Here is a 12,017-nt window from a genome sequence, read left to right as displayed (position 1 = left end):
ACATCATGCCCGGCATTGTGGGCATGCCGGGCATGTTCATGGTGGTCGTCATCTCCATGTTGTGCCCGCCATGGCCGGAGCTGGTGGGCGCGGGCTTGCCGAAGCTCTCCAGCAATGTGGTGATCTGCTCCATCTCCGGTGACTGCGCCTTCTCGATATCCGCGGCGAGCGCGCGCACCTGCTCGTTCCGGGTGCGGCTCGGCACCAGCCGCGCCATCTCGACCGCCTGCGCGTGGTGCGGGTACATCATCTGCAGGAAGGTCACGTCCGCGTCGTTGAAATCGCTTCGGGTAGCGGGCTTTCCGGAGCTCGCCGACGAGGAGCCGTGATCCATACCGGGCATGGAGTTGTCGTTGCTACAACCTCCGGCGAAAAGCGCTGCGGCGGTGGTCGTCGCGGCAATGGCGACGGTGATTCGGCTACGGGTGATGAACATGTCTGTGCTCCTGAGGAATTGCGAATGAACGGTTTTCGGGCAGGCGGCAGCCGCGTCCGTGGTTACGGGCGCGGTGGGGTCTGTCAGATCCGCAGAATCGACAATTCGGCCAGGGACAGCACGGTCCACGGTGGTGCGCGTTCGCGTATCGGCCGCCACTGGCGCGGTTTCGACATACCGCCACCCGGTCGATCGAGGGTGATCCAGTAGAGCAGGACGAGCATCAGGGCGACCGCGACGGCGGTCAGGACGAAGACGCAGGCGTGCATGCCGCCGTGTGCGTGGCCGCAACCGTCATCGGTGCAGTCCGGTCCGGCGGCCGCATTGTGGTCGACGGGCAGTGCCATGGTCGCCATCGTGTGGTGGTCATCGGCGGGCGCGACCGAGAAAACTCCGGCGTGCATGGCGACAATGCCTGCGAGCAGCACCAATACGCCGAGCACCCGGACGAGTCCGGTGGTGCGCGAAGACGGCTGCGGTTCGACCACAACGTCATTCTAGAGAGCGCCCAGGTGTCGCCCGCTGATACCCCCTGGCCGTATCGGACACCGGCTAGGTATTCGCGATATCGATGACCAGCCGGGTGGGATTGGTCAGGGTGCTGACCTCGAAGGCCGGGCGATCGGTATTCACCCCGATGAACGATTGGGTCGTGCCCTCGAAGACCCCACTCCGATACACCCCGGCGACTACCGGCGCACTGGGATCGGTGGCCGGATCGGGACCCGAATACGGCGTCACGCCGTTGTCGAACGGATACGCCGACCCGGTGATCTGAACCTCCAGAATCGACCGGCCCGCGACATCGACGACCTTGCCGCTGGCGTCCTGGATGGCCTGCCCGGTGTATTGCACGATCCAGCCGGGCGTGCCCGCACCGCCGAGTTCGTAGACCACGCGATCGAAGCCGGCATGGTGCCCGATCCGGATGCCGGACACGGTCACGCCCGCGTCGCTGGACGGGGTCCCGCGCTTGGGGCCCGCATCGTGCGGTGCGGTGTCGGGCGCATCGGTGAATGTGCCGGTCGTGGTCGGCGCGGTGGTCGTGGTGTTCGGGCTGGACCCGCCGTCGCCGCAGCCGACGAGCACCGTCGCCGCGGCGGCGACCAACAGCACCATCCTGTTACGCATGTGGCTGATGGTATTGGCCGCGGCTCGCGCCGTCGGGGATTTGCGATGACCCGGTGTTCGGCACCGGAGTGTCGCCGACATGCCGGGGTGGGCGCGATCCATCGGCAACGATCTAGCACACTTGAGGTGTGGGAGATGTCGAGGACGTACTTGGCCGGCTGCGGCGGTACCCGGATGTGGAGGCGCTGAACCTCTACGCCGTCGATGCCGCCGACCGGTTGATTCTCGACGTCGCCGCCGATGCCATCGATGCCGCCGGCAGCGGCCGGATCGCCGTGATCGGCGATGCCTACGGCGCGCTCACCCTCGGCGCGATCGCCGGACACGATCTGCGCGATATCCGTGTCCATCAGGACCTGCTCACCGGCGAACTCGCGTTGGCCAACAATGCCCGCGTGCTCGGTCTCGCGGATCGCTATACCGCACACACGCTTTCCAAAGAATTGCTCGCCGACGCCAAGGTCGTGTTGCTGCGACTACCGCGCATGCTCGCCGGACTGACCGAGGTCGCCGACGCCGTCGCCCGCTACGCGGATCCCGAGGTGACCGTCGTCGCGGGCGGCCGCGACAAATATCTGACCAAATCCATGAACGATGTACTGGCCGAATCGTTCGCGCAGGTGCGCGCGAGCCGGGGTCGGCAGAAGTCCCGCACACTATTGGTGAGCGAGCCGAAACCCGTTGCCGCGCCGCCGTTTCCGGTGCGCGAGCGGATCGACGATATCGATATCGACGTGGTCGCACACGGCGCGGCGTTCTCCGGCGCCAAATTGGATATCGGAACCCGATTCCTGTTGCAGCACTTCAAGTGGATGAAGCCCGATGCCCGCGATGTCATCGATCTCGGTTGCGGCACCGGCATTCTGGCGGTCGCGCTGGCCAAGGCGCGGCCCGGCATCCGGGTGGTCGGCACCGATCAGTCGGCGGCCGCGGTGGCGTCGGCGCGGGCGACCGCGGTGGTCAACGAGGTCGCCGATCGGGTGACCGTGGTGCGCGACGACGCCATGTCCTCCGCCGCCGACAACAGCGCCGATCTGGTGCTGTGCAATCCGCCGTTCCATGTCGGCGCCGCCGTGCACACCGGATCGGCGATCAAGATGTTCGCCGAAACCGGTCGGGTGCTGCGTCCCGGCGGTGAACTGTGGACGGTTTACAACTCACATCTGAACTATCGCGGTGTGGTCCAGCGGATGGTCGGCCAGACCGAGGTGATCGGCCGCAATCGGAAATTCACGGTGACGCGATCCGTGCGTGGGCTGCGCGACGTACAGCGGTAGTAGAGTCCGAATTGTCCGTACCGAAGGGTCGCTCGGGAACTCGGCCGGGTCGATACACGTTGGACAACCTAGTTGGATATCGGACACCGGCTCGCATGAGACGGCTCGGGACTGACGGCCACGGCGACGTGGACCACGACTCCAGAAAGGCATCAACGGTGCGCACCACTAGCAATCCGGTTTTTCGTCAACTTCCTCGGCAAGAGGGCAGTGGCTATGCCAACTTCGGGTCAGGGGTGGCGGGCGCGGGCCAGATGACCCAGCAGTACGGCCAGCACCCGCAGTACCCCCAGTATCAGCAGGCACCGGCCACCCGGGCCATGACCATCGACGATGTGGTCACCAAGACCGCGATCACACTCGGTGTGCTCGCGCTGTCGGCGATCATCTCCTACGGCCTGACCAACGCGAACACCTCGCTGGCGCCACTGTTCGTCATCGGCGGTGGTCTGATCGGCTTCGTGCTGGTGCTGGTCGCGACCTTCGCCAGAAAGATGGACAACCCGGTCGTCGTGCTCTCGTACGCGGTCTTCGAGGGGCTGTTCGTCGGCGCGCTGTCGTTCATGTTCACCAATATCGAATTCGGCGGCGTCGGCGGCAGTGCCATGATCGCGCAGGCGGTGCTCGGCACCTTCGGCGTCTTCGCGGGCATGCTCGTGGTCTACAAGACCGGCGCGATCCGGGTGACCCCGCGCTTCACCCGAATGATCTTCGGCGCGATGATCGGCATCCTGGTCCTGATCGTCGGCAACCTGATCGCCAGCTTCTTTATCGACGGCGGCCTCGGCCTGCGTGACGGCGGCCCCCTCGCCATCATCTTCAGCCTGGTCGTGATCGCGGTCGCGGCCTTCAGCTTCCTGCTCGACTTCGACGCCGCCGACCAGCTCATCCGCGCCCAGGCCCCGGAAAAGGCCGCCTGGGGCGTCGCGCTCGGCCTGACCGTCACCCTGGTCTGGCTCTACATCGAAATCCTGCGCCTGCTGAGCTACTTCAACAACGACTAGTGATTCGGCTACCGAGAACGGCTCCCTTCCCGATCGGGTAGGGAGCCGTTCTTCGTGTGCCTCGAGCACCGCCATCGTGCTCAGGCGGCGATGCCGAGACCGGCGGCGACGATGACCGGGATCATGTACAGCAGCGGGAACCGGATGTGGCCGTAGGCGCGGGCCCGGGTGGGAAGTGTGACATCAGCGAGCGGAGCCCAACCGATGAAACGTCGAACGGCTCCCTATCGCGCCGGATAGGGAGCCGTTCAACGGATTTCGTGTGTCGGCCCGATGGGCGCGAAAACTAGCTCAGGCGCTCGATGACCATGGCCATGCCCTGGCCGCCGCCGACGCACATGGTCTCCAGGCCGAACTGCTTGTCGTGGGTCTGGAGGTTGTTGATGAGGGTGGCGGTGATGCGGGCGCCGGTCATGCCGAACGGGTGGCCGAGGGCGATGGCGCCACCGGACACATTCAGCTTGTCGAGGTCCATGTTCAGCTCGCGGGCGGAGCCGAGAACCTGGACGGCGAATGCCTCGTTGATCTCGTACAGGTCGAGGTCGTCGATGGTCATCTTGGCGGTCTTCAGGGTCTTGCGAACCGCCTCGATCGGGCCGAGGCCCATGATCTCGGGGGACAGGCCCGAGACGCCGGTGGCGACAATGCGCGCCAGCGGGGTCAGGCCCAGCTCCTTGGCCTTGGTGTCGCTCATGACGACCAGCGCGGCCGCACCGTCGTTGAGCGGACAGGCGTTACCGGCGGTAATAGTGCCGTCCGGGCGGAACACCGGCTTGAGCTGCGAGATCTTCTCGTAGGTGGTGCCGGCGCGCGGGCCGTCGTCGGTGGTGACGACGGTGCCGTCGGGCAGGGTCACCGGGGTGATCTCCCGTTCGAAGAAGCCGGCCTTGATGGCCTCCTCGGCGCGGTTCTGCGAGCGCACGCCCCAATGGTCCTGTTCTTCACGGCTGATGCCGGTGTACTGGGCGACGTTCTCGGCGGTCTGGCCCATGGCGATATAGACGTCGGGCAGGATGCCGGTCGCACGCGGATCGGTCCACAGGTCCGCGCCGCCTTCGGCGCGCTTGGCGGTGCGGGCCTCGGCCTCGGCGAACTCCGGGTTGTGGGTGTCCGGCCAGCCGTCGGCGGTGCCCTTCGGGAACCGCGACACGGTCTCGACACCGGCGGAGATGAACACATCGCCCTCACCGGCCTTGATGGCGTGGAAGGCCATCCGGGTGGTCTGCAGCGAGGAGGAGCAGTAGCGGTTCAGGGTGACGCCGGGCAGGGTGTCGTAGCCGAGTTGTACGGCCACGTTGCGGGCCATGTTGAAACCGCCCTCACCGGCGGGCTGGCCGCAGCCCAGGATCAGATCGTCGATCTGGGTGGGGTCGAGGCCGGGAACCTTGTCCAGGGCCGCGCGGACCATCTGGGCCGCGAGGTCATCCGGCCGCATGCTCACCAGCGAGCCTTTTCCGGCGCGGCCGATCGGCGAGCGAGCGTAGGAAACGATGACGGCCTCGGGCATGAGGACTCCTTTGTTGGACGGTCAGGGTGCGCCCCGGACGGTGTCCGAAACGCGGTCTTCGAACCGTTTGTTACTTGTGCGTTCGAATCGAATCTACGTCGCGTCCTGTTGGGCGGGAACCCGGGGTCGTCTCCTTCAGTGCCGCGGTCAAGACCGGGAGCAGCAGCGCGGCCGCCAGTTCGTAACCCGCCGCCGAGGGGTGGAATCCGTCCTCGGAGAACAGTTGCTCGGGTGCGGCACGGAACTCCGAGGCGAGCCGGTCACCCATTGCCACCGGGATGCCACCGGCCATCGTGGTCGCGACCGATTGGGCCCGGGCCAAGCGGATGCTCCAGTTACGCACCACCGTCCGCAGCGGCTGCGGAATTGCCACGACGGTGCCGAGATTCGGACAGGTGCCGACCACCACGATGCTGTCGGCACGGCGCAGGCGGGCCACCGCGGCGGCGAGCCGGTGCGCGGAGGCGCGGATGGAGTGCTTCTTGGTGACATCGTTGGCGCCGATGAGGATGACCGCGGCATCCGGCGGCGGTCCGGCGACGAACATCGCGTCGACCTGTCCGGCCAGCCCCTTCGAGGTCGCACCGGATATGGCCTTGGTACTCAACCGGATTCGCTGTCCTGTGGTCTCGGCGAGGCCGCGGGCGATGCGCACGCCGAGGACTTCCTCGGGTGATACGCAGCCGACCCCGGCCGCGGTGGAATCGCCGAAGATCATCAGATGCACGTCGGCAGGCAGCCCGGTGCGCCACGGTTGCGGCGCGAGGCAGCCCGCGGTGTAGATGCCGTCGGCCTCGGGCGGTTTCGAGGTATCGCGCCCGATGACCCCGCGCGCGATCCCGGCCTGTGCCACGAGCAGCCGATAGGTCGCCCACCATGCGGTCCCGGCGCCGGAACCGGCCAATACAGTTGCGGCACCTGTCACTGCCGCCGTCTTCCACCCGATGCGAGGAGCACTCACCCGAACGAATTTACCGATTTCACGCCGCTACGGCAGCCGGGCGGGCGCGTCGAATTCGTCGCAGTACGCGTGCGGCTCTCGGGTCGACCTCAGGCAGCCGGGTCGCCGGGAACGTCGAACCACGCGTGCGCGGGGACGCTCACCGTGTCGGTGGTGACGGTGACCTCGACGCGTCCCGGACCGGTGTCCTGGAACAGGGCGTACTGAATGCTGCCGTAGAGGCCGGTGACCACGTTGTTGTCGTAGCTGCCCGTTGCGCCGGTGTTCAGATTGCGCCACGCGACTGTGGTGCGGACCTCACACAGCGGAGCCAGCGGATAGTCACCGGGGCCGAGCCCCACCGCCGGATCCGCGCGGACATTGAGAACGGCCCGGCCCGGCCACTGCGCACTGGTGTCGGCCCAGGTGCGGATGGTCGTCCAGCAGAGGGCGCCGTGCGCCAGCGTCGGCACCTGCGGGAACTGAACGGTCGCGGCCTGGGCGGGGGCGGCCCCGACGACTCCGGCGGCCACCGCAGCTCCGGCCAGAACTGTCGCGGCGCGAGCGATGTTCGGCTGCTTCATATTTGCGATCCTAGGGAAGTGATCACCGTCATGTGCGATTTGTCGGGCTAGACGCGCGCGCACGGATACCGATCCCTTCTGCAACGATAGGGGGCATGCGCATCGCTGATCACGTCGTTGACCTCATCGGCAATACGCCGCTGGTTCGATTGAACTCGGTGGTGGGCCCCAACGCAGGCATTGTCGCGGCCAAGATCGAATATCTGAATCCGGGTGGTAGCTCCAAGGACCGAATCGCCGTGAAGATGATCGAGGCGGCCGAGGCCTCGGGTGCACTGCTGCCGGGCGGCACCATTGTCGAGCCGACCTCCGGCAATACCGGGGTCGGGCTCGCGCTGGTCGCGCAGCAGCGCGGCTACCAATGCGTGTTCGTCTGCCCGGACAAGGTCAGCGAGGACAAGCGCAATGTGCTGCGTGCCTATGGCGCCGAAGTCGTGGTGTGCCCGACCGCGGTGCCCCCGGACCACCCGGACAGCTACTACAGCGTCTCCGACCGGCTGGTCCGCGAGATCGACGGCGCGTGGAAGCCGGACCAGTACTCCAACCCGGGCGGCCCGGACAGCCACTACGAGACCACCGGGCCGGAGATCTGGCGTGATACCGACGGCAAGGTCACCCACTTCGTGGCCGGTGTCGGTACCGGCGGCACCATCACCGGCGCCGGTCGGTACCTGAAGGAAGTCTCCGGCGGCAAGGTGCGGATCGTCGGCGCCGATCCCGAGGGTTCGGTGTACTCCGGCGGCACCGGTCGGCCGTATCTGGTCGAGGGCGTCGGTGAGGACTTCTGGCCCTCGGCCTATGACCCGGCCGTGCCCGACGAGATCATCGCCGTCTCCGATGCCGACTCCTTCGATATGACCCGCAGGCTCGCGCGCGAGGAGGGCCTGTTGGTCGGCGGTTCCTGCGGTATGGCGGTGATCGCGGCCATCGAGGTCGCCCGGCGCGATCCGGATGCAATCGTGGTCGTACTGCTGCCCGACGGCGGCCGCGGCTACCTGTCCAAGATCTTCAACGACCAGTGGATGAGCTCCTACGGCTTCCTGCGTGATCGGATGGACGGCGCGGCGGAGCCGTTGGTCGGCGATGTGCTGCGCGGCAAGTCGGGTGCGCTGCCGGATCTGGTGCACACCCACCCGTCGGAGACCCTGCGCGATGCGATCGAGATCCTTCGCGAGTACGGGGTTTCGCAGATGCCGGTCGTCGGCGCCGAGCCGCCCGTGATGGCAGGCGAGGTCGCAGGCAGCGTCACCGAGCGTGACCTGCTCTCGGCAGTCTTCGAAGGCCGTGCGCACCTGACAGATTCGGTCGCCCAACATATGAGCCCGTCGTTCCCACTGATCGGTTCGGGCGAGCCGATCTCGTCCGCAACCAAGGCCCTCTCGGACACCGACGCACTAATGGTCGTCGAGGACGGCAAGCCCGTAGGCGTAATCACCCGCCACGACCTCCTCGGCTTCCTCAGCACAGGCTCAATCTAACCTCCACCCCCACACTCACCCACCCACCCACCCAGTGGATCAAGATCAGGTGGCAGTCATGGCGGCGTCGGTCGAGAAGCCACCGCCATCAGTGCCACCTGATCTTGATCGCGCTACGCGGTTCGGCGGGGGCGCGAGTTGTCTTGGGCGGCACCGATTATGAGGTCGGTCCAGTGGTCGGCGAGGAGGGCGAGGCGGTACCAGGCGGCGTGGACGCGGTCGTCGGTGACCTTATCGGCGGTGTGCAGTAGGTGGCTGGCGTGGACGTAGGCAGCGGCCATTCGATCCATGGTCGCGCCGATGGATTCGGCGCGGATATGTGCGGTCGAGCGCTGCTGCGGCACTCGGGTGATCACCCAGGTGTCGATGGCGGAGACGAGTTCGGCTCGGCGGCAATCGATTCCGGCGGTAGCGAGCGGATCGCCGTGCCGCTGCCGGTGTAGGTCGGCGAGCGCGTGTGCCAGTGGAATGAGCGGATGATCTTGCCCCGGCTCGACCGGATGTCCGCCGAAGGCGGCGACCAATTCACGCTGCTCCGGCAGCGCTCTCGCGCCCCCGATGATCGGGGCGCTACTACGCACGAACATGACTGGCTCCCAACGGGATCGAGATCAACCGGGCGGCGGGGTCGGATAAGAGCGCGTGCATCGTGTACCTCCACCTACATTTCGATGCGATACAGCTTGCGCCTCGTCCCTTGGCAATTCGGTGACGTCGAGATGGCACCGCGATGACAGGCAGTAACAATGTTCTCTACACGGTGTAATTCGCGTTGTGAAACTAGGCCGACCAGTCTGCAATGGTGAATGTGCCGGTCGTGCACCAGGATTCGCGGCATTGGGCATCGGGCATCGGGCATCGGGCATCGGGCATCGGGCATCGGGCGAGTGGCCGGCACCCGGCGGCAGTCCGGCTCGACTGGAAGTTCCCCCGACTGCCGCGGCGTGCTGATCCAGCGCTGCCGAGAGCGCGGGTAGTGCCGCGGCTGCGGCGAGCGCCGGTAACCCGCGTGTCTGGTGCAGGCGGTTCAGAGTCCTTCGTGCCGACACTTCGAGCAACGCGGGGCCGAGCAAAAACATCTGCTCATGTCAGCAATCGGCCAGCATCTATGAAATTGTGGCGTTTCATTCAAACGGCCGGTCGAGTTGTCACCGAAACGCATTCGAGTCGGTGAGTGCCTTTCCGAGCACCAACTGATGCACTTCCGCCGTGCCCTCATACGTGAGCACCGACTCGAGATTGTTCGCGTGCCGCAGCACCGGATAGTCCAGTGTGATGCCGTTGGCGCCGAGGATCGTCCGGCATTCGCGGGCGATGGCGATGGCCTCCCGAGTGCTGTTCAACTTGCCCGCGCTGATCTGCTCCGCCAGCACCTCGCCGCGATCCTTCAACCTGCCGACCTGCAGCGCGAGCAGCTGGCCCTTGCCGTACTCGAGCGCCATATCGGCGAGCTTCGCCTGGGTCAGCTGGTAGGCGGCCAGCGGCTTGTCGAAGACCTCCCTGGTCCGCGCGTACTCGATGGTCGCGGCCAGACAGTCGCGCGCCGCGCCGAGCGCGCCGAAGATGATGCCGAACCGCGCCTCGCTCAGACACGCGAGCGGGGAACTCAGTCCGCGCGACTGCGGCAGCACCGCATCGGCAGGCAGCCGCACGTCGTCGAAGTCCAACTCCGCCGTCACCGACGCGCGCAACGACAACTTGTGGTGCATCTCGCGCGCGGTGAATCCGGGCGCGTTCGCAGGGACCAGGAAGCCGCGTACCACCTGTTTGCCCTCGTCCTCGGTCTGCGCCCACACGACCGCGATGTCGGCCACCGATCCGTTGGTGATCCACATCTTGGAGCCGTTGAGCACCCAATCGGTGCCGTCGCGCTTGGCCCTGGTGCGCATGCCACCCGGATTCGAGCCGAAATCCGGTTCGGTGAGTCCGAAGCAGCCGAGCGCGCGCCCGGCCGCCATATCCGGCAGCCACTGCTGCTTCTGCTCCTCGGAGCCGAACTTGTGGATCGCGGTCATGGCCAGCGAACCCTGCACCGAAACCATGCTGCGCACACCCGAATCGACCGCCTCGAGCTCCTGGCAGGCCAGACCGTAGGCGGTCGCCGACAGACCCGCGCATCCGTAGCCCTCCAAGTGCATACCGAGCAACCCGACATTGCCGAGTTCCGGCGCGAGCTCACGGGCCGGGAACGTCCCTGCCTCGAACCATTCCGCGATCTGCGGCCGCAACCGATGGTTCGCGAACGTGCGGACGGTATCGCGGATCTCGCGCTCGTCCTCGGTCAACAGGGCATCGATCGCGAACAGTTCATCAACGCTCAGCATGAGCTCAACCTACCGCCGTCGCCGCCACGAAAGCCGGGATCGGGTCACAACAGATGATCCGGCCGATAGCCCGCCGATCGCCCGGGTTTAGGCTGACCCCATGAGCGAGCGCAGCGAGCGATCAACGAATAGAGCTGAGCTGGGATTCTCCACCAGAGCCGTGCATGCCGGATACGAACCCGAAGCGCGGACCGGTGCGGTGAACGTGCCCATCTACGCGAGTTCGACCTTCGCCCAGGACGGGGTGGGCGGGTTGCGCGAAGGCTACGAATACGGCCGTACCGGCAACCCGACCAGGACCGCACTCGAGGCGAACCTCGCCGCGCTCGAATCGGGCCGCTACGGACGCGCATTCGCCTCCGGCATGGCCGCCACCGACTGTGCGCTGCGGGCGACGCTGCGCCCCGGTGACCACATCGTCATCCCGGACGACGCCTACGGCGGCACCTTCCGGCTGATCGACAAGGTCTTCAGCCAGTGGGGCATCGAGCATTCGCCCGCGCATGTATTCAATGTCGACGAGATGCGTGCCGCGATCCGCCCGAACACCAAGCTGATCTGGATCGAAACCCCCACCAACCCGCTGCTGAGCATCGGCGACATTCCGGCGCTCGCCGAGGTCGCGCATGTCGCGGGCGCGAAACTGGTGGTGGACAACACCTTTGCCACGCCGTACCTGCAGCAGCCGCTGCTGCTCGGCGCCGATATCGTCACGCATTCGACCACCAAGTACCTCGGTGGGCACTCCGATGTCGTGGGCGGGGCGTTGATCACCAACGATCCGCAACTCGATGCGGCATTCGCCTTCCTGCAGAACGGTGCGGGCGCGGTGCCCGGCCCGTTCGACGCCTACCTCACCCTGCGCGGCACCAAAACCCTCGCGGTGCGGATGGATCGGCACTGCGACAACGCCGAAACCATTGCCGAATTCCTGACCGGGCATCCGGCCATTTCGCAGGTCATCTACCCGGGCCTGGCCGAGCATCCGGGCCACGCCATCGCCGACAAGCAGATGAAGCGCTTCGGCGGCATGATCTCGGTGCGGCTCAACGGCGGCAAAGATGCGGCGCACGAGTTCTGCTCGCGCACCAAGATCTTCACCCTCGCCGAATCGCTCGGCGGCGTGGAATCGCTGATCGAACATCCGGCCGCCATGACGCACGCCTCCACCGCGGGCTCGCAGCTGGAGGTGCCGGACGATCTGGTGCGACTCTCCGTCGGCATCGAGGACGTCAGCGATCTGCTGGCCGACATCGAACAGGCACTGGCGAACTAGATATGGAAACGAAGAGCGGCCGCATCCGTACTTTCCGGATGCGGCCGTTCTTCATGGCTT

Annotated in this window: 12 protein-coding genes; 4 read left to right on the top strand and 8 right to left on the bottom strand. The window is 66.4% G+C overall.

Annotated elements, in window-relative coordinates:
- The 3 genes from ON44_RS27775 to ON44_RS27765 form a co-directional block, all read right to left on the bottom strand.
- Positions 1 to 436, bottom strand: a 436-nt coding sequence (locus tag ON44_RS27775) for a DUF305 domain-containing protein (RefSeq protein ID WP_040695267.1), incomplete at its 3' end; no start/stop codon positions are given.
- Positions 437 to 519: 83 nt separating this feature from the next.
- Positions 520 to 924, bottom strand: a complete 405-nt coding sequence (locus tag ON44_RS47120) for a DUF6153 family protein (RefSeq protein WP_051182528.1) — start codon at positions 922 to 924, stop codon at positions 520 to 522.
- Between the two features lie 64 nt (positions 925 to 988).
- Positions 989 to 1,567 carry an AMIN-like domain-containing (lipo)protein gene (locus ON44_RS27765; RefSeq protein WP_040695291.1) on the bottom strand — a complete coding sequence of 193 codons (579 nt, stop codon included), beginning with the start codon at positions 1,565 to 1,567 and terminating at the stop codon, positions 989 to 991.
- 128 nt (positions 1,568 to 1,695) lie between these two features.
- Between ON44_RS27765 and ON44_RS27760 the strand changes: the two genes are divergently transcribed.
- Both ON44_RS27760 and ON44_RS27755 read left to right on the top strand, forming a co-directional pair.
- Positions 1,696 to 2,844 carry a class I SAM-dependent methyltransferase gene (locus tag ON44_RS27760; RefSeq protein ID WP_040695264.1) on the top strand — a complete coding sequence of 383 codons (1,149 nt, stop codon included), beginning with the start codon at positions 1,696 to 1,698 and terminating at the stop codon, positions 2,842 to 2,844.
- 158 nt (positions 2,845 to 3,002) lie between these two features.
- The gene (locus ON44_RS27755) at positions 3,003 to 3,848 is read left to right on the top strand and encodes a Bax inhibitor-1/YccA family protein (protein ID WP_040695289.1); all 846 of its coding nucleotides are present in this window, start codon (positions 3,003 to 3,005) and stop codon (positions 3,846 to 3,848) included.
- A 286-nt stretch (positions 3,849 to 4,134) separates the two neighbouring features.
- On the opposite strand, the gene ON44_RS27750 is transcribed toward ON44_RS27755, so the two are convergent.
- The 3 genes from ON44_RS27750 to ON44_RS27740 form a co-directional block, all read right to left on the bottom strand.
- Positions 4,135 to 5,355 (bottom strand): acetyl-CoA C-acetyltransferase, encoded by a 1,221-nt coding sequence (locus tag ON44_RS27750; protein WP_040695262.1) that lies wholly within the window; start codon positions 5,353 to 5,355, stop codon positions 4,135 to 4,137.
- A gap of 70 nt (positions 5,356 to 5,425) precedes the next feature.
- Positions 5,426 to 6,316 (bottom strand): SGNH/GDSL hydrolase family protein, encoded by an 891-nt coding sequence (locus ON44_RS27745; RefSeq protein WP_040695256.1) that lies wholly within the window; start codon positions 6,314 to 6,316, stop codon positions 5,426 to 5,428.
- An 89-nt stretch (positions 6,317 to 6,405) separates the two neighbouring features.
- Complete coding sequence (locus ON44_RS27740) at positions 6,406 to 6,879, bottom strand: hypothetical protein (protein ID WP_040695254.1); 474 nt, start codon at positions 6,877 to 6,879, stop codon at positions 6,406 to 6,408.
- Between the two features lie 95 nt (positions 6,880 to 6,974).
- On the opposite strand from ON44_RS27740, the gene ON44_RS27735 reads away from it, so the two are divergent.
- Positions 6,975 to 8,357, top strand: a complete 1,383-nt coding sequence (locus ON44_RS27735; protein WP_040695253.1) for a cystathionine beta-synthase — start codon at positions 6,975 to 6,977, stop codon at positions 8,355 to 8,357.
- A gap of 113 nt (positions 8,358 to 8,470) precedes the next feature.
- On the opposite strand, the gene ON44_RS27730 is transcribed toward ON44_RS27735, so the two are convergent.
- Positions 8,471 to 8,944, bottom strand: a complete 474-nt coding sequence (locus tag ON44_RS27730; RefSeq protein WP_051182527.1) for a DUF4254 domain-containing protein — start codon at positions 8,942 to 8,944, stop codon at positions 8,471 to 8,473.
- A gap of 561 nt (positions 8,945 to 9,505) precedes the next feature.
- A complete protein-coding gene (locus ON44_RS27725; RefSeq protein ID WP_040695250.1) occupies positions 9,506 to 10,681 on the bottom strand; it encodes an acyl-CoA dehydrogenase family protein in 1,176 nt (391 codons plus the stop codon).
- 100 nt (positions 10,682 to 10,781) lie between these two features.
- On the opposite strand from ON44_RS27725, the gene ON44_RS27720 reads away from it, so the two are divergent.
- Complete coding sequence (locus ON44_RS27720) at positions 10,782 to 11,957, top strand: cystathionine gamma-synthase (RefSeq protein ID WP_040695248.1); 1,176 nt, start codon at positions 10,782 to 10,784, stop codon at positions 11,955 to 11,957.
- Positions 11,958 to 12,017: the final 60 nt, after the last annotated feature.

The organism is Nocardia vinacea NBRC 16497, assembly GCF_000308835.1.
Classification (GTDB): Bacteria; Actinomycetota; Actinomycetes; order Mycobacteriales; family Mycobacteriaceae; genus Nocardia; species Nocardia vinacea.
Note: the sequence above shows the minus strand (reverse complement) of the source record. Positions and strands in the feature narration are given on the sequence as shown.

What these genes read in the sequence shown, in the direction of transcription:
- ON44_RS27765 (WP_040695291.1), bottom strand. Translation starts at nt 1,567, where the DNA reads ATGCGTAACAGGATGGTGCTGTTGGTCGCCGCCGCGGCGACGGTGCTC.
- ON44_RS27750 (WP_040695262.1), bottom strand. Translation starts at nt 5,355, where the DNA reads ATGCCCGAGGCCGTCATCGTTTCCTACGCTCGCTCGCCGATCGGCCGC.
- ON44_RS27740 (WP_040695254.1), bottom strand. Translation starts at nt 6,879, where the DNA reads ATGAAGCAGCCGAACATCGCTCGCGCCGCGACAGTTCTGGCCGGAGCT.
- ON44_RS27735 (WP_040695253.1), top strand. Translation starts at nt 6,975, where the DNA reads ATGCGCATCGCTGATCACGTCGTTGACCTCATCGGCAATACGCCGCTG.
- ON44_RS27730 (WP_051182527.1), bottom strand. Translation starts at nt 8,944, where the DNA reads ATGTTCGTGCGTAGTAGCGCCCCGATCATCGGGGGCGCGAGAGCGCTG.
- ON44_RS27725 (WP_040695250.1), bottom strand. Translation starts at nt 10,681, where the DNA reads ATGCTGAGCGTTGATGAACTGTTCGCGATCGATGCCCTGTTGACCGAG.
- ON44_RS27720 (WP_040695248.1), top strand. Translation starts at nt 10,782, where the DNA reads ATGAGCGAGCGCAGCGAGCGATCAACGAATAGAGCTGAGCTGGGATTC.